We start from the raw sequence: 18384 nt of genomic DNA on the forward strand, positions 1-18384 counted from the left end.
GCTCACGGCTCCCACCGGTCACCGGTCGCCCACATCGAGGCGTTCGCTCCGCTCACGCCTCGCGGCTCACGGCTCCCACCGGTCACCGGTCGCCCACATCGAGGCGTTCGCTCCGCTCACGCCTCGCAATCCCGCCAACCCTTTTGTCGCTGGCCCGACACCGGACGCGGGATGACCGCTATCGAGACCGACGGGCTCACGAAGCGCTACGGCGACGTCGACGCGCTGGTCGACCTGTCGCTGACGGTCCCCGAGGGCGAACTGTTCGCCCTCCTCGGCCCGAACGGCTCGGGCAAGACCACCACCATCGAGATCCTCACCGGCCAGCTCGAACCAACCTCGGGCAGCGCCGCGGTGCTGGGCCACGACCCCGTCGCCGACCCCCTCGCCGTCCGCCGGTCGGTCGGCATCCTCCCCGAACGCGAGGACCCGCCGAGTTTCCTCACGCCGCGGGAGTACCTGCAGTTCGTCGGCAGCGTCCGCGACCTCTCGGACGTCTCCGACCGCATCGAGGAGTGGGCAGCCCGGTTCGAGTTCGCCGACCTGCTCGATACCCTCGCGACGGACCTCTCGGAGGGCGAACGCCAGCGCGTGATGCTCGCCGCCGCGTTCGTCCACGAACCCGATCTGGTGTTCATCGACGAACCCCTCGTGAACCTCGATCCGCTGATGCAGGAACAGATCAAGGGCCACTTCCGGGAGTACGTCGACCGGGGCAACACCGTCTTCCTCTCGACGCACTTCATCGAGGTGGCCGAGGAACTCTGTACGAGCGTCGCCATCGTGAGCGACGGCCGCCTCGTCGCCGAGCGCGACCCCCGGTCGCTCGCCGAGGGCGAGCGCCTGCTCGACGTGTTCCGCGAGGAAGTGACCGCCGCGGGCGCGACCGACGGCGCCGCCGAACCGGTCCAGCACCGATGACGCTCACTTCTGAACTTTTCCGGCGGATGCTCCGCGAGGAGTGGCGCCTCCACGAACACCTCTTCGGCGGCCGCCGGTTCGCCGCCTTCCCCGTCGCCGTCGGCCTGCTCGCCGCGGGCGGGTTCGCACTGCTCTCCTACACCGGCACGCCGTTTTCGGCCGTCGTCGCGGGCCTGCACGGCCTGCTCTTCTTCTTCGGCCTCCAGGTCGGGACCATCGGGCTGGTCGGTCGTGACGCCCTCCGCGACGCGCTGGGCGACGTGACCCTGCTGGTCTTCTCCGCGCGGACGCTTCCCGTCTCCTGGAACCGACTCCTGGCCGTCTTCCTCTGGAAGGACCTGGTCTACTACACCTGCTTCTTCATCGCGCCGCTCGCCCTCGCCGCGGTGCCGACCGCGCTGGCAGCCGGGATCGGTCCGGGTCGGATCGCGCTGCTCTGGCTGACCCTGATCGGCGCGTTCGCGCTCGGCGTAACGTTGAGCCTGACCCTCGCGGGAGCGGCGACGCGGAGCCGCCTCCTGGTGATCGCTCCCGTCGCGCTCGTGGTCGCCGCCGTCCTCTGGCCGGGCGTCGATCCCGTCGCCTACACCCCCTACGCGCTGTATCGGGACCCCTCGATCGTTTCGGCCCTGCGCGGCTTCGCGCCGGTGGTCGGCTTCGGCGTCCTCGCCCCCCTCCTGTTCCGACCGGCCGATACCGGGGCCTACCGCACCGCGACGGACCGGTTCACGTCGCTGCGGTCGCTGCTCCGGGATCGTGACGGACTGGCGACCCGGTCGCTGCTGGAGGTCGGCAGATCGAGCGGCTCGGTCTGGAAGGTGCTGTTCTCGATGGGCGTGCTGTTCGCGGTGACAGCGCTGCTGCTCGGCGAGATCACGGCCGCCACGGGATTGGCGCCCTCGCCGGGGGTCGCCTTCGGCACGCTGCTCGGCCTCGGCTCCTTCACGACCTACAGTTGGGTCACGCAGTTCGACGGGCCGGGCGAGTACCTGCGCTATCCCGTGTCGCTCGACGCCGTGCTCGCCGGGAAGCGGCGGGCCTACCTCCTGCTCTCGATTCCCGCCGGCCTGGTCTACCTCGGGGTCGCGCTCGTCTGGTACGAGCCGGTGGCGCTCGCGGCCGGAGCGGCCGTCCTCCCCTTGCTCTCCGTGTACGTCTTCGGCGTCACCGCGTTCGTGGCCGGGCTCTCGCCGACGGAGTTACTCTTCGACACGCCCCGGTTCGTCGCTTTCGGCGCGGCCCTGTCGGTCGTCGCGGTCCCCCTGCTCGTGCTCGCGCTGGTCGCGCCGGTCGTCGGGCAGGCGGCGACCGCGGCCGCGATCGGCGTCGCCGCGCTCGCGGCGCTCGCCGGCGTCGTCCTCCAGCGGCTGGCCGGTCCGCGATGGGAGAAACGACTACGCGCCTGATATCGGGGCGAGAGACCGGGGGCGTTATGCCCGGGCCGTCCGTGGTCGCTCCCGATGACATACCGCGGCGCGGTCCTCGACCTCGACGGGACGATCTACCGGGGCGGCGAACGCCTGCCCGGGGCGGCCGAAACCGTGGCGGCGCTCCGCGACCGCGACGTCTCCGTGTGCTGTTGTTCGAACAACCCGACGAAGTCGCGGTCGGCCTACGTCGAGCGCCTCGCCGAGATGGGCGTCGAAGTGACCGAAGCCGAGATCGTCTCCGCCGGGACCGTCACCGCCGAGTACCTCGCCGAACACCACGCGGCGGACGACGTCTTCCTCGTCGGCGACGACGGCCTGCGCGAGCAGTTGGAGGCCGCCGGCCTCTCGCTGGTCGCGGACGCGACCGACGCGGACGTGCTCGTCGCCTCCTGGGACCGCGGGTTCGACTACGGCTCGATGATCGCCGGCCTCCGCGGGCTCGAGGACCCGTCGACGGTCTTCCTCGGGACCGATCCCGATCGGACCGTCCCGACCGCCGGGGGAAAGTCGGTCCCCGGATCGGGCGCGATCATCGGCGCGGTGGCCGCCACCGCCGACCGCGACCCCGACCGCGTGCTGGGCAAGCCCTCGCCGGAGACCGTCGACGCCGTCACCGCGGCGCTGGGCGTGCCGGCCGAGGACTGTCTCCTCGTCGGCGACCGCCTCGACACCGACGTGGCGATGGGCGAGCGCGCGGGGATGACGACCGTGCTCGTCCTGACCGGCGTCACCGACCGCGAGGACGTGGCCGCGAGCGAGGTGACGCCCGACTACGTGGTCGAGAGCATCGCGGACGTCCCCGACCTGCTCGACTGAGGTCCGGAACTCACACGACGAGATACGCGACCGCGTACGCGGCGGCGGCCAGCGTCACGGCGGTCAGGCCGGTCACCAGGGCCGTGGGCCAGTTCGATAGCGACGGGCGGACCCGTCCGAAGGGGAGTCGGCCGCCGGCGTACCGACGCGTCCCGACCCACCCGACCATCGACAGCGACAGCACCGAGAACACGAACTGGTACGAACCCGAGAGCGTGGGCGCCGGGATGGCCAGCGCCGCGACGGCGTAGCCCGCGCCGACCCCGGCCCGGGGGCTGAGGTGCTCGCGGAACCGCCTGTCTGTGAGGGAGAAGACCGCGTACGCGGCGAGCCAGATCGTCGCCAGTTCCACGGCGAAGGCCCCGAGCAGGTGCAGCGTCGGATCCGGGTGGAGGGTCACGCGCTCGGCGAACAGCGTGACGTCGAAGGGGTAGAGCATCGCCGGCGGCTCGCCGGTCAGCAGATCGCCGAACGGGTGCGTGAGGAGGCCGATCAACGCCGTCGTCCCGACCATCCGGGGACTCACGCCGCGAGCGGCGGCGACGTGGGTGACGGCCAGGCCGGCCAGGACGAACAGGCCGACCACGACCGCGTCGAGGGCGCCTGAGACGGCCCAGGCGGTCGCGACGAGGCCGCAGAGCAGGCCGAGGCCGAGCGCGGAGGTGCCCACACCCGTCAGTCGGGACGCGGCGGACCGGTAGCGGACCGCCAGGAGGGCGTAGGCGACGGCGGCGGCGACTCCGAGAGGGAGCGAGTGGGTCACCGACCGGTGGACGACGGTGCTGGCCCCCCAGAACGACCGGACGGCGTCGAAGACGCCGCTCGCGCCCCCGAGGAGTCCGACCGGGGCGTACAGCATGTCGATATCGGGCGCGGTGGCGAAGGCGCCGGCGAGGGCGCCGAGCCAGAGTGCGCGCTCGGCGGACCACCCGACGGCACGACCGCCGAGGGCCACGAGGGCGAACGCGAACAGTCCGTGCCCGAGAAACATCACCCGGATTTCGTGACGAGCGTATAAAAGCTCCCCGTGAGACCCCCTCACTCGGCGGTGGCTAACCGTTTTTAGGGACTCACCCATGACAACCTTTCTCTCACACTACTTTTGGTGGTGTCTCTCGCAACGGACACGTATGGAGCGACCGGAGGTCGGGGAACTAGCGCCGCCCGACAGGTTACTGATGGGTCCCGGGCCGAGCGACGTCCACCCCCGCGTGTTGCGGGCGATGAGTACGACGCTCGTGGGACATCTCGATCCCGCGTTCGTCGAGATCATGGACGACGTGCAGGACCTCCTGCGGTACGTCTTCCGGACGGACAACCAGTGGACGATCCCGGTCAGCGGGACCGGGTCGGCGTCGATGGAGGCCGCCGTCGCGAACCTCACCGAACCGGGCGACACCGTCCTCGTCCCCGGGAACGGCTACTTCGGGGAGCGCATGGCCGCCATGGTCGAGCGCGCGGGCGGGGAAGCCGTCTTCGTCGAAGCCCCGTGGGGCGAACCGCTCGATCCGGCGGACGTCGCGGCCGCCTTCGACCAGTACCAGCCCGACATCCTCGGGTTCGTCCACGCGGAGACCAGCACCGGGGCGCTGCAACCGCAGGTGTCGGAACTGACGAGTATCGCCCACGAACACGACGCCCTCGTGATCGCCGACACGGTCACCTCGCTGGGCGGCGTCGAGTTGCGCGTCGACGAGTGGGGCATCGACGTCGCCTACTCGGCCGACCAGAAGTGCCTCTCCTGTCCGCCGGGCGCCAGCCCGCTCACGCTCAACGACCGGGCGATGGACAAGGTGCTGGGCCGGGAGACGCCGGTCCGATCCTGGTATCTCGATCTCTCCTTGCTCCAGGAGTACTGGGGCGACGAGCGGGCCTACCACCACACGGCGCCGATCACGAACGTCTACGCGCTGCGGGAGGCCCTGCGACTGGTGGCCGAAGAGGGCATCGAGAACCGCTGGGAGCGCCACACTCGCGTCGCTGGCGCGCTGAAAGCCGGGGTCGAGTCGATGGGGCTCGAACTCAACCCCGACGAGGACTGGTGGCTGCCGAGCCTGAACGCCGTGCGCCTCCCCGCGGGCGTGAGCGACGACGACGTGATCGAACCGCTGCTCGACGAGCACGGGATCGAGATCGCGGGCGGACTCGGCGCGCTCTCGGGAGACGTCCTCCGTATCGGTTGCATGGGCCACAGCGCCCGCGCGGAGAACGTGCTGGCGCTCGTCGGCGCACTCGGCAGTACGCTGGAGGACGTAGGCGCGGACGTAAACGCGGACGCGGGGTTGAACGCGACCCGCCGTGCGCTCAGGCGCTGACTTCTGCGCCGGGCGCGTGGCAGACCTCGTACTCGCCGTCCTCTTCGACTCCGATGACCGCCCACTCGTAGTCCGGGTCCCGCCGCTCTAGCCGGTCCCGGACGGCCGACGCTTTCTTTCGCCAGGTAACAAGACACTGGAACTCGCCCGATTCGTGTGGCGTCGCCGGTTCGTCGACCGGTGTGACGTTCACGACGCGCCACTTGCGTTCTGCCCGTAACTCGCTCCCATCGCGTTCGACGACGTATCCGAGGTCGGTGAAAATCGCCTCTGCCTTCTCGGCTAGTGGCGTGGTAACAGTCGCCATCCACCTCCTCATACGCCACAGTCTTGCTTAAGTGTATTCACCTGACAGTTTCCGTACAGGAACGGCGCTGCGAGTGCGCTCACTCGTGGGCGGCGTCCCACTCGTCGGCCTTGCGGATGTTGCTGCAGACGTTGCACTGGATGCGCCCCATCGAGTCCATGGCGTTGTCGAAGGTCTCGCAGTTCGCGCAGAAGTAGCCCCAGCGGTCCGCACGCTCCTGCGTGGTGTAGACCACGAAGAAGGGGCCTTTCGACCCGCGCTCTGCTTCCTCGGTGGCGACGTAGAGTTGCTCTCCGTCCTCGGTCGTCCGGGCTTCCATGGAACGTACTGGAGGCTCCGACCCTATATCCCTGGCTCCTCGCGGTGGCCGGGCGAAGGGGATATGGCCGGTGAGGCAGTACGCCTATCCGAATGCCGGCCCGGTTGCTCCACTACTCGGATCTAGAGAACGCCTACGACGACCCCGACCGGATCGGCCGCCTCGCCGGACTCGTCGACTCGCTGTCCGGCCCCGATACGGCGGTCGTCGGGACGGGGGACAACACCGCTCCGGGCGTCCTTTCGATGGTCGCCGAGGGGCACCAGGCACTGGACTTCTTCGACGCCGTCTCGCCCGACGCCGACACGTTCGGCAACCACGACTTCGACTACGGGCTCGACGCGACCACGGATATCGTCCGCGAGTCCCCGCAGACCTGGGTGAGTGCGAACGTCCGGGACGGGGACGGCCGCTTCGCCGCCGACGCTGGCGTCGTCCCCCGAACGATTATCGAAGCCGACGGCGCCCGCGTGGGGCTGACCGGCGTCACCGACCCGAAGACAGGCTCCATGTGTCCCGGCGCGGCCGATCTGACGTTCACCGATCCGGTCGCGGCGGTCCGCCGCGAGGCCGACCGCCTGCGGGACGAGGGCGTCGACGCGGTCGTCGTCCTCTCGCACCTGGGCTCCGGCGACGACGAACTGGCCCGCGAGACCGACGTGGACGCCATCCTCGGCGGCCACGTCCACGAACACCGGGTCGACCGGATCGACGGGACGGTCCTCACCCGGCCCGGCGCGAACGGGCATCGCGTGCTCGAAGTGGACCTCGAAACCGGGACCGTCGAGCGCCACGAGGTCGCGGACGCACCCCTCGACGAGTCGGTCGCCGACGGGATGGCGCGCCGCCGGAGAGAGGCAGGCCTCGACGAGGTGGTCGGCCGCGTCGAGGACCCCATCTCCCGGGACCGGGAACTGAAACACGCGGGCGAGTGCCGGATCGGGAACTTCGTGGCGGACGCCTACCGCTGGGCCGCCGACGCGGACGTCGGCCTGCAAAATAGCGGCGGGATCCGCGAGGGGCCACCCCTCGAGGGAGCGATCACGGTCGCGGACCTGATCAGCGTCGTCCCCTTCGACGAGCCAGTGACGGTGGCCGCGGTCACCGGCGACGAACTCCGCCAGCTCTGCCGGGAGGCCGACGGCGAGCACGTCCAGGGCCTGGCCGACCGCTGGCACGCACACGTCAGCGGCCTCACCGTCGTCAGGAACGGCAGCGGCGTCGAACGCGTGCGCGTCGACGGCGAAGCGGTCGACCCCGAATCGACCTACTCCGTCGCGACCACCGACTACCTGTTTCACACCGACCACGAGTTCCCGGTCCTCGACGACCGCCACCGCGGCGAGCGCCTGTCGACCCAGTACCAGGTGCTGGCCGCCTACGCGAGAGCGCGCGGGATCGACCCGGCGGTCGAGGGACGGATCCGCCGAGCCGACGACTGATCGACGCAACCACCGGACGGCCGCCCCGAACCTGCAAGTGAGAGGGAAAGCTTGACACTCCGGGGTAGCGTCGAGTCACGCGATGACGCAGGTCGTCGTGCCGGTGCGATATCCGCTCACCAAGCACTCCAAAGCCACGCTCCGCGAAGCCGTCGAGATCGCTCGGGAGGAAGACGCGTCGCTGACCGTCCTCCACGTCAACCTCTACCACAACTCGAAGGGCATCTCCCGCGGCGAGCTAAAACGCGCCGTCGAGGCGGCGATCGACGATCTGCCGCAGGTGCGCTACGTGGTCCGGACGGGCCTGCTCGTCGAGGAGACCATCCTGAACGAGGTGGCCGACCAGCGTGCCGACGTCGTCGTCATCGGGCGCAAGCAGGCCAGCCGCTGGCGCAAGATGGTCCGTCGGCTGATCGACGATCCGGACATCGAGCGGTTCCTCCAGGAGGAACTCGACGCGAAGGTCGTCACGGTCTGAGCGTCAGGCCGCGTCGTCCGGCCCGTCGGGCGGCTCGTCGCCGGGAGCGTTCTCGCCGACCGGTGCGTTCTCGCCGACCGGTGCGTTCTCGCCGACCGGTGCGTTCTCGCCGACCGGTGCGTTCTCGCCGCCGGCGTCTGCCGTCCCGATCGTGCTGCGCTGGCTCTCGTCCCGCCCTGGCCGGCGCTTGGGCGGGCCGACCGACACGTCGACCTGCCCGCTGGTCTCGTCGAAGACGTGGTGCTGGTGGGGGTAGGCGATCTCGACGTCGGCGTCGGCCAGCCGCGACCAGACGTTCGTCTGGACGCGCGAACGGGTGGCCAGGAGCTTGTAGGGCTCTTCGACCCAGTAGCGCAGCCTGAGCAGGACCCCGTGATCGCCGAAGTTCTCGATGTAACAGGTCGGCGCCGCCGGGTACCGGGCGCTCCCGACGCGGATGTCCGGGCCGCCCTCGATGACGCGGTCGACCTGCTTCGCCGCTCGCTCCGCCAGGTCCCTGGCCTCCGGGAGGTCGCCCTCGTAGGTGACGACGATGTCGAGCGACTGGCGCGTCCGGGCGTCCTCGGCGGAGTAGTTGACCACGTCTCGCGACCGGATCTCGCCGTTCGGGACCACCAGGAAGGTGTTGTCGAGCGTGATGATCTTGGTGTAGCGGAGGGTGATGTCGTCGACGAACCCGCGCTCTCCCGTGTCGACGAGTTCGACCATGTCGCCGATCTCGTAGGGCTGGTCGGCCAGCAGGAACATCCCGCTGATGATGCTGCCGACGATGGGGGCCAGGATGACACCGATCACCGCCGAGAAGACGGCCACGGACAGGCCGATGTTGCCGAGGCTCACCCCGTAGATCGGCAGGATGGCCAGGATCGCCAGCCCGAAGATCCCCGCCCGGATGGCGCTGAGGATCATCTGCGTGATGCTGGGCCGGCGGAACCGCCGCGAGATGCGGCGGCCGAACATCGACACGACGAGTCTCGAGACGGTCCAGGCCAGAAGCAAGATCAGGAACGTCGCGAAGACATCCAGCGCCCACCCCGGGACCGCGAACGGGAGCCACTCGGTGGGGATCATGTTCTCGACCGATTGGTTCGTCGCGGTCTGCGTCAGGTCCCCCGGCGTCTGGGTGGGCTCCGGTGCCGGGGCCGGCCCGCCCGGCGGCGGCGTCGCGACCTGGGCCATCGCGTCACCGATCGCCGATCCGGCGTCTGATGGCCCGTTCATATCTCAAAATCCTGGCCCGCTCCCTTAAGCACAGGGTTGTGGTTACGGCTCGAAACGACGGCGGGAAACGGACGGCAACGGGGCGGCCGTATGTCACGATTGTCCAGTATGCCAATGGGTCTTTCAGCGCTGAGCACGTACGTTCGGGTAATGAGCCCTCCTGATCTCCGTCAGCCGCAGTCGCCGGCAAACGACGACCGGACCGCCCAGCGCAGGAAGGCCGTGCTGTTCTGCCCCGAGTGCGGCCACGAGAGCCACGTCCGCGGCGACTGGATCGCGACCGACGACTACCGGTCGCGCACCCGCCAGCTCCGCTGCCCGGAGTGCACCACAACCATCACGGATCGCGCGCTGCCGGCCGACAATGATACGGACCGGTCAGGAGCGCGTCCCGGGAGCCCGGCGGCAGCCGACGCCGGATTCGTCGGGCAATCGTTCGAGACCGCCGCGCGTCTCTGGCGGAACTCGGTTTACCACTGGGTCCAGTGGTCGCGTCGGACGACGGCCTAGTACTCCCGGACGCCCCGGTCGGTGACGACCGTGTCGAGCAATCGCGTCGGCGTCGCGTCGTAGGCCGGATTCTCGACGGTGAACCCCTCCGCCGGCTCGCGCATGACCTCGCTCGGCGACCGGATCTCGTTCTCGAACGCGAAGCCGCCGTCGACGATCTTCGCGCCCGACCCGACGATGGTCACGGGAACGTCGGCGTCGTCGGCCGCCGCCGCGATGGGGTAGGTGCCGATCCGGTTGTAGAGCGTGTCCTCGACGATACAGGACATGCCGGTGACGACGCGGTCGCACTCCGAGAGGAAGTGGCCGGCCGCGCCGTCGACGACCAGGTGCGGCTCGATCCGGTCGACCCCGGCGAGCACGCGCGCGGTCTTGCGTCCCAGGTAGCGCGGTCTGGCCTCGGTGACGTACACTTCGAGGTGGGTCCCCTCCTGGGCCGCGATCTCCACGGCCTCCAGCACGGTCGAGGAGTAGTCGTGGGTGAGGATCGTCATCCCGTCCTCGAACACCTCGGCGGCGTTTTCGGCCGCCTCGCTCTTGGCGTTCTCGATCCGCTCGATGACGCTGTCGATGGCCCGTTCGAGGGCCTCCTGCGCCGCCGCGACGGAATCGGCGTCGGCGTCTTTCACCGCCGAGACGATTTCCCGCTGGGCGTTGTGGAGGGAGGCGTGGGACGGGTTGGCGCGCTTGAGCGCGTTGGCGTTTCGCTCGAGCGTCACGACGAACTCCTCGACCGTCGGGTACTCCCCCTCGGTCAACTCCCGGAGGGCGCTGGCGGCCTTCACGGCCACGACCGACGAGGAGTGGGTTTGCATCTGCTCGATCTCCTCGACCGTCTCGTCTATCATACCAGACCAGTCGGCGCCTCGGGGCAAGTACCTTTGCCATCGCGGACGACGACAGGGCCGCCAGAGAGCCCCGCCGCAGGCGTCTGCCCGTCGCTCCCCGGCCAGCACCATCGTCGCGAGCAGCGCGTCCGGGCCCGTTCACTCACCCGTCGATCCAGTCCGGCGCTGCGTCGATACGCTGTGGTGAGTTGCGGTGTAACTGTTCGAGGCACTCCACGATGAACTGGTTCACGTCGCGGCCAGCCCCGGGGTCCAGCGTGATCACGGTCCCCACGTCGTCGCCCTGGGTGAAGTGGAAGAGGATCGCCTCGTCGTAGAAGTCGACGGTGCAGTGGTCGTTGCCCAGGTCGAACGGTTTCTCGCGCTCCCGGGCCCTGTTTTGCTCGCGGTAGTACTCGAACAGCTCCGCGAGCGTCTCGTCGGTGTAGCGTTCGTTCACGTCGTCGCGCAGATAGAGGACCTCGTAGTCGCTCTCGGAGTAGTGGACTGCGCCGCGCAGGTACTCGCCCGCCCGATCGTCGAGAAATTCGACCAGTTCGTTGGCGGCCGACTTGGGCATGTAGAGTCCGGGTAGGATCGGCCAGTATATGTCCCTTTCCGACTCGATCTATCGTCCTCGAACACGCGGACACACGGAACGGTGCCGTGTTTCGACCGAATCGGTAGAGGTCGGAGCGGGCTCTCACACACGGGGAATCGGACGCGAATCGCTATGTCGCTCCGGCCCCGAACGACGGGTATGGTCGAAGTCACCTACCACTGCCCCTACTGCGGGGCGGTGACCGGCGTCGAGCGAGAGGGGTACCTCGACGACGACTGCGTGACCAGAGAGCCCCTCGAGGGCTGGGAGTACGCCAGCACGACCGACGACCCGACCGAGCGGGAGGCCGCCGACGGCATCGAGTTCGTCTGTCTGGGCGACGCCGGGGAGGGCGATCCCGGGAACGGGACGCGTGAAGACTCGTCGGCCCGTGGCGCCGGCGGCGGCGCGAACGATCCCGATCCGGAGAAGGACGGCTGTGGCCGGACGTTCTACCTGAGCTTCCGCCGCTCCGAGGACGGCCAGCGCGTCTCCCATCGAACGCCAGACATCGATCCGCCGCGGTTCGACTTCCGGCCCTGAAGCGTCCTGCCGGAGGGTCAGGCGGAGTCGACCGAGTCGCCGCCGCTGGCCGTCGCCCGTGCGAGGGCCCGGTCGGCGTACCAGACGACCGAGAAATCCTGTGGACTCGGGAGCGCACAGCCGAGCCATCCGATCGCGGCGGCCTGCATCGCCAGGGACCCGTTCGCGAACGGGTTCGGGCCGAGGCCCGGGAGCGCCATCGCGAGCGGCAGGGCGAGTACCAGCGGCGCGAGGGCGGCGATCCGGAGGACGACCGGGGACGGTGACGCAGCGTCGACGCGCGGATTCACGGTCGCCCACGGCCCGCGCCGGTCCGAGTCGCCGGATCCGGCCGCCGGGAGCCACCGGATCTCGCAGGCGACGCCCGCGGCGCGAAGGACGGCCGCGTGGGCCAGTTCGTGGGCGATAGTTCCGGCAGCGACGGCCGCGAGCAGCGCCAGTGCGATCGTCAGGAGGCCGACCGGGCTCGTCGTCAGCATCTACCGACGTGGCCGACGGGGCCGTTATCAACTTCCCGGTTGGTCTCGGCGGTCGATGGAAAGGCCCCTTGCGTGTGCAGGCCACAGGCACTCGGCCGCCGCGGACGTATCTGCAGGCGGAAATGCTAACAGCACGCATACTCGCGTCGAACGGGGTAGAGGGGTCCGCCGGGGGCACTCTCCACTCGCCCGGAGGGCGCTGAGAATGGCGCTGCTCGAACTGGCGATCGCGTTCGCCATCCTCGCGATCGTCGCGGGTGTCCTCGGTGCCGGCGGCGTCGCCGGGCTGTCGATGGACATCGCCAAGTGGCTGATAATCGCGTTCATCATACTGGCCGTCCTCTCGCTGGTCTGGCCCGGGTGACCGGCCCCGGCGGTCGGGATCCGGTGCCGCCCCGAGCCGCCGGACTGAAACCCGCTCGGCCCCTGTCGCCGGTATGACCGACGACTGGGCCGAGCGGCTCCGGGCGAACCGTGACGAGAAGGACCGCTTTTTCGACGAGCATCGCCAGTCCCCCATCCCGCCCGACGAGCGCGACGACTTCGACGGGCTGGACTACTTCCCGCCCGACGCCGACTACCGCGTCGAGGCGACCGTCACCGTCCACGACGAACCCGACCCCGTCGAGCTGGAGACGACCGACGGGCGGGCGATCCGGTACCTCCGCGTCGTCACTTTCGAGTTCGACCTCGACGGCGAGCCGTCCGAACTCCACGGCTACCGACAGGAACAGGGAGAAGGCGCCATCTTCGTCCCCTTCCGGGACAAGACCACCGGCCAGCAGAGCTACGAGAAGGGCCGCTACATGGAACTGGAACCCGACCGCGAACTGACCGACGGGGACGAGATCACGCTGGATTTCAACCTGGCATACTCCCCCTTCTGCGCCTTCAGTGAGACGTTCTCCTGCCCGCTCCCGCCCGAGGAGAACTGGCTGGAGACGACCGTCGAGGCCGGCGAGCGCGCGCCCTGAGCCGACTCGTCGTTCTTCGACCGAGTGACCGCTAGCCCTTGATGTTGCAGACCGGGTAGGTGCGCGCAACCTTGTCCCCGATGCCCAGCGCGTCGGAGACCCGGACGACCTCGTCGACGTCCTTGTAGACGCCGGGGGCCTCCTCCGCGATGGTCGCCCCGGAGTTTGCCTTCACGTAGATCTCGTTTTGCTCCCGGAGGTCGTCGCGCACGTCCTCGCCCCAGTACTCGTTTTTGGCCTGCGTGCGGCTCATGAGCCGCCCGGCCCCGTGAGCCGTCGAGCCGAAGGTCTCCTCGAGGGAGTGCTCGCCGCCCCGGAGGACGTAGCTCCCCGCGCCCATGCTCCCGGGGATGATGATCGGCTGGCCCACGTCGCGGTAGGCGGCCGGGACCTCCTGCCGCCCGGCCGGGAACGCCCGCGTCGCGCCCTTCCGGTGGACGAACAGCTCGCGCTCTTCCCCGTCTTCGACCGTGTGAACCTCCTTCTTCGCGATGTTGTGGGCCACGTCGTACAGCAGCTCCATCTCCATGTCCTCCCAGTCCCGATCGAACACCCGCTCGAACACCTGCCGGGTGCGGTGCATGATCAGCTGGCGGTTGACCCACGCGAAGTTGATCGCCCCGCACATCGCCCCGTAGTAGTCCTCGGCCAGTTGCGACCCCGCGGGCGCGGCCGCGAGTTCCTTGTCGGGCAACTGGTTCAGGAGGCCCTGGTGGGCCTTCTCGATCTCTCGCAGGTAATCCGTACAGACCTGGTGGCCCAGGCCGCGCGACCCGCAGTGGATCAGGACGACGATCTGGTCCTCCTCGAGACCGAACGCCGCGCCGACATCGTCGCGGAAGACGTCCGTGACCCGCTGGACTTCGAGGAAGTGGTTGCCCGAACCCAGGGAGCCGACCTGGTTCGCGCCGCGGTCCTTGGCCTTCTTCGAGACCTTGTCGGCGTCCGCTTCCGGCCGGAAGCCCTCGTCCTCGCAGTGAGCCAGGTCGTCCTCGACGGCCCAGCCCTCCTCCAGCGCCCAGTCCATCCCGCGTTCGAGGATGGCCTCGATGCCGTCGGCCCCGACCTGCTCGACGCCGCCGCCGCCCAGCCCCGACGGGATGTTCTCGAAGAGGTTCGTGACGAGTTCCTCCTCGCGGCCCTGCACGTCGTCGTAGGTCAGGTTCGTCCGCATCATGCGGACGCCGCAGTTGATGTCGTACCCGACCGCTCCCGGGGAGATACAGCCGTCCTCGGCGTCGATTCCAGCCACGCCGCCCACGGGGAAGCCGTAGCCCTGGTGGCCGTCGGGCATGCAGAGCGAGTACTTCCGGACGCCGGGGAGGTGCGCGCTGTTTTTCAGCTGTTCGAGGGTCTTGTCCTGCTGGATCTCCTCGAGGAGGGCCTCGCTGGCCAGCACGCGGGCGGGCGCGTTCATCCCGCCCTCCTGTGGGATCTCCCAGACGTAGTCCCGGACTTTCTCGAGGGTGACGCCGTCGGCGTCGTAGGTGGTCATACCTGTCTCTCCGATACCGACGGCGGAATATATTTCGACTGGCCCTGCTCAGTCCTCGGCGACCCCGCGTGCATCAGGAGTGGAGCGATCCGCGGGCGAGTCCCCGTCGGCCAGGAGTCGATCGAGCGCGAGCGGGCCGCTGCCCAGCGTGAACACGGCCGATGCCAGCCCGAACATGGTGATGTGGGCCAGGATGGGGTCGTCTGGGATGCCGAACAGCGTCAGCGTGAAGACGACGAACGCGGCCGCGGCGACGCCGCGGGTCAGCAGGCCGACGATCAGGAGGACGCCGAGGACGATCTCCGCGAGGCCAGCGCCGAGCACCCACGCGCCCGGATCGACGGGGACGACGGCCGTCAGGTCGTACTTGGCGACGACGCCGAGCGTGCGCCCCGGCTGGAGCAGTTTCTCGACGAGGCCGAGGTAGACGAAGGCGACGCCGAGTCCGACCCGGATCACCGTCGGCGCGTATCGGGTCCAGGGATCGAGCAGGTCGCGGAACCGCCCGGCGATCCGGTTGACGGGGTCGATCCGGCCGTAGTAGGTTCCCGGGGCGCTCGCCATCGCTTCGAGCAGGTGGTCGGCGCTGGGCCGGCCACCGCCCAGCAGCACGATCGCCAGGAGTCCCGGGACGTACTCGATCGCCAGCAGGAGGTCGGGCGAGCGGGCGAGCCCGACCAGATACGCGAGGAGGGCGACCGCCGCCACCGCCCGCGTCGCCAGGCCGAACAGGAGCAGAAAGCCCAGGCCGAGCAGGAGAAGTCGCGGTTCGGTTTCGACGGCCGGGCTGAAGTAGTAGCCCGCGAAGCCCGCGCCGACGAGCGGCAGGCCCATGCTGAGCCGGAGCATCCACGGGACGAGGTCCTCGTATCCGGACAGCGTCTCCCGGAGGACCGCGAGGTCGGGAACCGTCGGTCGGACCCAGAGATACGCGAGGAGGCCGGCGGTCCCGAGCAGGGCGGTCCCGCCGAACAGGGCGGCGTTGACAGGGTCGGCGAGGACCTGCATCGCGAACTCGACCGGATCGGTCGCCGGGCCGTCGTCCTCCGCGACGTATCTGACGTGTGCCGCGGCGGGCGCGCTCGCGAGCACCACGCCGACGAGCGTAGCGCAGAGTGCGACAGCGGCCGACCGACGCGACGAACGTGTTTCGGCGTTCACAATCGCGGTTGGGGATCGATTCGGGTAAACCCCGCTATCCGGTGCGGGCGGGGGTGACTGACCGCTCGCCGGGCCCGGTTACACGTCGAAGACGACGTAGGCTCGCCACCCGTCTTCGCTCTCCTCGATGGCCATCTCGGAGTAGGTGACGGCCTTGATATCGCGGGCGTCGACGGTCGAGAGTGGGACCCCACGGGCCGACGCCCGGCAGGACCACGCCTCCGCGTCGTTCGCGTCGGCGGCCGCCTCGTCGACGGTGACCGACGCCTCGTGATCGACCGGGAGGACGCCGCGCACGTCGCGCTCGTAGATCACGTCGTCGAGGTAGTCGAAGAGCAGGGCTTCTCGGCCCTCGGCACGCACGGTGAGCTCGAAGCGTTCTCCCCCGGCCGGCACCTCGTCGCACATCGCCGCGGCGAGGCCGTCCGCGACGGCCGCGAACGCGTCCCCCAGGGTTTCGCCGGTCGCTTCTACCGCCACGTCCGCCGTGTGGTCCACGAGTCGGTACCCCATCGGTCAGACGCCCTCCGTCGCCGTTCCGCCCTCCGAGAGCGTCGCGCCGTCGACTGGCTGCTCTTCCAGCGCGACCCCGCTGGTCACGATGGACTGAATCCCCTCCTCCACCGTCAGGTCGACGTCGTAGACGTGGTCCGTCGGGACGTGGACGACGTGCCCGCCCATCACCGGGTTCGGCGCCATCGGGAGGAACAGCGTCGTCATCTCGTCGGTCCCCGTCGCGTCCTCGATGGCCCCCGGCGTGTCGGCGGTGACGAAGGCGACGGCGTAGGAGTTCCGGTCGGGGAACTCGACGAGTTTGACCTCCTGGAAGCTCTCGGTGTCGCTGTCGAGGAGCAACTCGCTCATCTCGTCGAAACTCGAGTAGAGCGAGCCGACGCCCGGAATCCTGGCGATCACCTGGTTGACGGTCGTCTCGATCGACCCGCCGGCGGGGCTCTGCTCGGCGACCAGTCCGACGAGGAGGATCAGGACGAGCGCCGTGCCGATGAGGCCGCCCTCGATCACGTACTCGGGGAGTTGCTGGGTCCCGAACGTGGCGTCGACCAGGCCGACGAAGGGGCTGACGGTGCTGGTGAGGAAGTTCACCGCGAACCCGAGCACCAGCGCGGTCACGATCAGCGGAATCGTCACTGCGAACCCGGTCAGGAACGCGCTCCGGATGCGCTCGGTCGGCGAGACCCCCTCGATCCCGTGGACGTCCGACGGTGGTTGCATACGGGTACCGACGACCTTGCGGCGAAAAACGGTTGTGGCACGCGCCGGCGGAGCCCCCGCTGTTCGGTCGCTGCCGGTGGAATTATAGTCGTCTGCCCGTAATTGCGGGGTAGTGAGTGCCACGATCGAACGCCAGGTCGTCGACGCGGGCGACGACGCTTACGTCGACGACGCCTGGGCCCTGAAGGAGGCGATCCGGCGAAAGGAGGGGATCCTCCGGCAGCGCCGGGGCTTCTTCAGGGACGCCTATCGCCGGTCGACGGTGTACCTCTTCCTCGAGAGCGGCCCCGTCGACACCGAGCGCCTGGTCGGCTTCGCCGCCGTCCGCCGGGACGGCTACATCCTGTTTCTCGCCGTCGCCGAGGGCTTCCGCGGCGAGGGCTTCGGCGAACGGCTCGTCGCCCGTGTCGCCGAGGACCACTCCTCGGTCACCTGCCACGCCCGCTCGACCAACGAACCCGCCATCGGCTTCTACCGCCACCTCGGCTTCGAGATCAAGCGCCGCATCGACAACTACTACGAGGACGGCGGCGACGCCTACTACCTGAAACTCGGCGACGAGGGCGGTATCACAGAGCGGTTGCAGCGACTTCTGGGGTGAGGCAACGGCCGCTCCGGTCGCCCGGTCCAGTTCCGTCGATCCGCTCGTCGGTCGCCGCAGCCGATCAGTTCAGCCGGGAGAGGTCCTCGGAGAGTTCCCGGTGGATCACGTCGCGGACGAACAGCCGAATCTGTCTCACCAGGTCCGCGCGGTCGGTGTACTCGTAGACTCGAACGTCCCACCGGTCGGCGACCGAGGCGATCATCGCGCTCCGGACCCCGGACTCGTGGACGAAGGCCACGCGCTCGCGGTGGTCGCCGCCGGGGTCCTGCTGAAACAGCGCTTCCAGGACGGCACCCGTCTCGATTCCCACGCCGAGGTTGTCGCCCGCGCGGGGCACCACGTAGATCACGGCGTTGCTCGCCAGCGCGAACTCGATGCTCTGGGTCGCCGCGTCCAGCTCTTCGAGGGGCACGTCCACGTCGATGGCGAGGAAGGCGTTCACCCCCGGATCGGTTCGCAATCGGTCCCGGACGTGGAGGAGCAGGTCGAGCGCCGCGGCGTCCCGATCGAGGTCGTGCTCGGCCCCCACCAGCGCACCGAAGTCGAGGCCGTCGGGGAGTGCATCGAGGTCGACGACCTCGTCCGGCGCGTCCGCCGCTTCGAGCGCGCCACGGAGATCGAACGCCTGGTACGGCCCCATCAGATACACCAGGAGTCGATCCCGTGGGACCCCACCCACCGCCTCGACGATCCGCTCTCGCATACCCG

At 69.5% G+C, this 18384-nt stretch carries 23 protein-coding genes; 11 read left to right on the plus strand and 12 right to left on the minus strand.

Going from position 1 to position 18384, the window contains the following annotated elements; translation table 11 throughout:
• The first annotated feature begins 171 nt into the window (after positions 1-171).
• From U5918_RS00005 to U5918_RS00015, 3 genes are read left to right on the plus strand one after another with little or no spacing between them, the layout of a single operon-like run.
• A complete protein-coding gene (locus tag U5918_RS00005; RefSeq protein WP_335998510.1) occupies positions 172-921 on the plus strand; it encodes an ABC transporter ATP-binding protein in 750 nt (249 codons plus the stop codon).
• The gene (locus U5918_RS00010) at positions 918-2327 is read left to right on the plus strand and encodes a hypothetical protein (protein WP_335998511.1); all 1410 of its coding nucleotides are present in this window, start codon (positions 918-920) and stop codon (positions 2325-2327) included. Before U5918_RS00005 ends, U5918_RS00010 begins: the two co-directional genes overlap by 4 nt.
• A 54-nt stretch (positions 2328-2381) precedes the next feature.
• Positions 2382-3167 carry an HAD-IIA family hydrolase gene (locus U5918_RS00015; protein ID WP_335998512.1) on the plus strand — a complete coding sequence of 262 codons (786 nt, stop codon included), beginning with the start codon at positions 2382-2384 and terminating at the stop codon, positions 3165-3167.
• A gap of 10 nt (positions 3168-3177) precedes the next feature.
• On the opposite strand, the gene U5918_RS00020 is transcribed toward U5918_RS00015, so the two are convergent.
• Positions 3178-4158, minus strand: a complete 981-nt coding sequence (locus U5918_RS00020; protein WP_335998513.1) for a metal-dependent hydrolase — start codon at positions 4156-4158, stop codon at positions 3178-3180.
• A gap of 139 nt (positions 4159-4297) precedes the next feature.
• Between U5918_RS00020 and U5918_RS00025 the strand changes: the two genes are divergently transcribed.
• Positions 4298-5482, plus strand: a complete 1185-nt coding sequence (locus U5918_RS00025; RefSeq protein ID WP_335998515.1) for a pyridoxal-phosphate-dependent aminotransferase family protein — start codon at positions 4298-4300, stop codon at positions 5480-5482.
• Here U5918_RS00025 and U5918_RS00030 read toward each other — a convergent pair.
• Both U5918_RS00030 and U5918_RS00035 read right to left on the minus strand, forming a co-directional pair.
• Positions 5472-5789 carry a DUF7116 family protein gene (locus U5918_RS00030; RefSeq protein WP_335998517.1) on the minus strand — a complete coding sequence of 106 codons (318 nt, stop codon included), beginning with the start codon at positions 5787-5789 and terminating at the stop codon, positions 5472-5474. The two genes, U5918_RS00025 and U5918_RS00030, sit on opposite strands and share 11 nt — an antisense overlap.
• Before the next feature lie 79 nt (positions 5790-5868).
• Entirely contained in the window at positions 5869-6108 is a 240-nt protein-coding gene (locus tag U5918_RS00035) for a DUF5816 domain-containing protein (RefSeq protein ID WP_335998518.1), read from the minus strand.
• Positions 6109-6200: 92 nt separating this feature from the next.
• Between U5918_RS00035 and U5918_RS00040 the strand changes: the two genes are divergently transcribed.
• Positions 6201-7550, plus strand: a complete 1350-nt coding sequence (locus U5918_RS00040; protein WP_335998520.1) for a bifunctional metallophosphatase/5'-nucleotidase — start codon at positions 6201-6203, stop codon at positions 7548-7550.
• Between the two features lie 82 nt (positions 7551-7632).
• On the plus strand, positions 7633-8028 hold the full coding sequence (locus U5918_RS00045; protein ID WP_335998523.1) for a universal stress protein: 396 nt from the start codon (positions 7633-7635) through the stop codon (positions 8026-8028).
• Positions 8029-8031: 3 nt separating this feature from the next.
• Here the strand turns inward: U5918_RS00045 and U5918_RS00050 are convergent, their stop codons facing one another.
• A complete protein-coding gene (locus tag U5918_RS00050) occupies positions 8032-9207 on the minus strand; it encodes a mechanosensitive ion channel family protein (RefSeq protein ID WP_418771355.1) in 1176 nt (391 codons plus the stop codon).
• A 192-nt stretch (positions 9208-9399) separates the two neighbouring features.
• Between U5918_RS00050 and U5918_RS00055 the strand changes: the two genes are divergently transcribed.
• Complete coding sequence (locus U5918_RS00055) at positions 9400-9759, plus strand: DUF8106 domain-containing protein (protein WP_335998524.1); 360 nt, start codon at positions 9400-9402, stop codon at positions 9757-9759.
• Here the strand turns inward: U5918_RS00055 and U5918_RS00060 are convergent.
• Together U5918_RS00060 and U5918_RS00065 are read right to left on the minus strand one after the other, a co-directional pair.
• Positions 9756-10607, minus strand: a complete 852-nt coding sequence (locus U5918_RS00060; protein WP_335998525.1) for an eIF2B alpha/beta/delta subunit family protein — start codon at positions 10605-10607, stop codon at positions 9756-9758. The genes U5918_RS00055 and U5918_RS00060 overlap by 4 nt on opposite strands.
• Before the next feature lie 142 nt (positions 10608-10749).
• Complete coding sequence (locus tag U5918_RS00065) at positions 10750-11166, minus strand: DUF7522 family protein (protein ID WP_335998526.1); 417 nt, start codon at positions 11164-11166, stop codon at positions 10750-10752.
• Between the two features lie 180 nt (positions 11167-11346).
• Between U5918_RS00065 and U5918_RS00070 the strand changes: the two genes are divergently transcribed.
• Positions 11347-11730 (plus strand): DUF7969 family protein, encoded by a 384-nt coding sequence (locus tag U5918_RS00070; protein WP_335998528.1) that lies wholly within the window; start codon positions 11347-11349, stop codon positions 11728-11730.
• A gap of 17 nt (positions 11731-11747) precedes the next feature.
• On the opposite strand, the gene U5918_RS00075 is transcribed toward U5918_RS00070, so the two are convergent.
• Complete coding sequence (locus tag U5918_RS00075) at positions 11748-12209, minus strand: hypothetical protein (RefSeq protein WP_335998529.1); 462 nt, start codon at positions 12207-12209, stop codon at positions 11748-11750.
• A 211-nt stretch (positions 12210-12420) separates the two neighbouring features.
• On the opposite strand from U5918_RS00075, the gene U5918_RS00080 reads away from it, so the two are divergent.
• Complete coding sequence (locus U5918_RS00080) at positions 12421-12573, plus strand: DUF1328 family protein (RefSeq protein ID WP_418771356.1); 153 nt, start codon at positions 12421-12423, stop codon at positions 12571-12573.
• Positions 12574-12646: 73 nt separating this feature from the next.
• Positions 12647-13183 (plus strand): DUF1684 domain-containing protein, encoded by a 537-nt coding sequence (locus U5918_RS00085; RefSeq protein WP_335998533.1) that lies wholly within the window; start codon positions 12647-12649, stop codon positions 13181-13183.
• A gap of 31 nt (positions 13184-13214) precedes the next feature.
• Here the strand turns inward: U5918_RS00085 and U5918_RS00090 are convergent, their stop codons facing one another.
• The 4 genes from U5918_RS00090 to U5918_RS00105 all read right to left on the minus strand — a co-directional run bounded on the left by U5918_RS00090 (position 13215) and on the right by U5918_RS00105 (position 17072).
• Entirely contained in the window at positions 13215-14678 is a 1464-nt protein-coding gene (locus U5918_RS00090) for an RtcB family protein (protein ID WP_335998535.1), read from the minus strand.
• A gap of 48 nt (positions 14679-14726) precedes the next feature.
• Complete coding sequence (locus U5918_RS00095; RefSeq protein ID WP_418771140.1) at positions 14727-15839, minus strand: DoxX family membrane protein; 1113 nt, start codon at positions 15837-15839, stop codon at positions 14727-14729.
• A 78-nt stretch (positions 15840-15917) separates the two neighbouring features.
• Entirely contained in the window at positions 15918-16352 is a 435-nt protein-coding gene (locus U5918_RS00100) for an archease (protein WP_335998536.1), read from the minus strand.
• Positions 16353-16355: 3 nt separating this feature from the next.
• Positions 16356-17072, minus strand: coding sequence for a DUF502 domain-containing protein (locus tag U5918_RS00105; protein WP_335998537.1), 717 nt, complete (start codon positions 17070-17072; stop codon positions 16356-16358).
• Positions 17073-17184: 112 nt separating this feature from the next.
• Here U5918_RS00105 and U5918_RS00110 point away from each other — a divergent pair, with 112 nt between their 5' ends.
• The gene (locus U5918_RS00110) at positions 17185-17673 is read left to right on the plus strand and encodes a GNAT family N-acetyltransferase (RefSeq protein WP_335998538.1); all 489 of its coding nucleotides are present in this window, start codon (positions 17185-17187) and stop codon (positions 17671-17673) included.
• A 64-nt stretch (positions 17674-17737) separates the two neighbouring features.
• Here the strand turns inward: U5918_RS00110 and U5918_RS00115 are convergent, their stop codons facing one another.
• Entirely contained in the window at positions 17738-18379 is a 642-nt protein-coding gene (locus tag U5918_RS00115; protein ID WP_335998539.1) for a DUF7509 family protein, read from the minus strand.
• Positions 18380-18384: the final 5 nt, after the last annotated feature.

The organism is Halorientalis sp. LT38, assembly GCF_037031225.1.
Classification (GTDB): Archaea; Halobacteriota; Halobacteria; order Halobacteriales; family Haloarculaceae; genus Halorientalis; species Halorientalis halophila.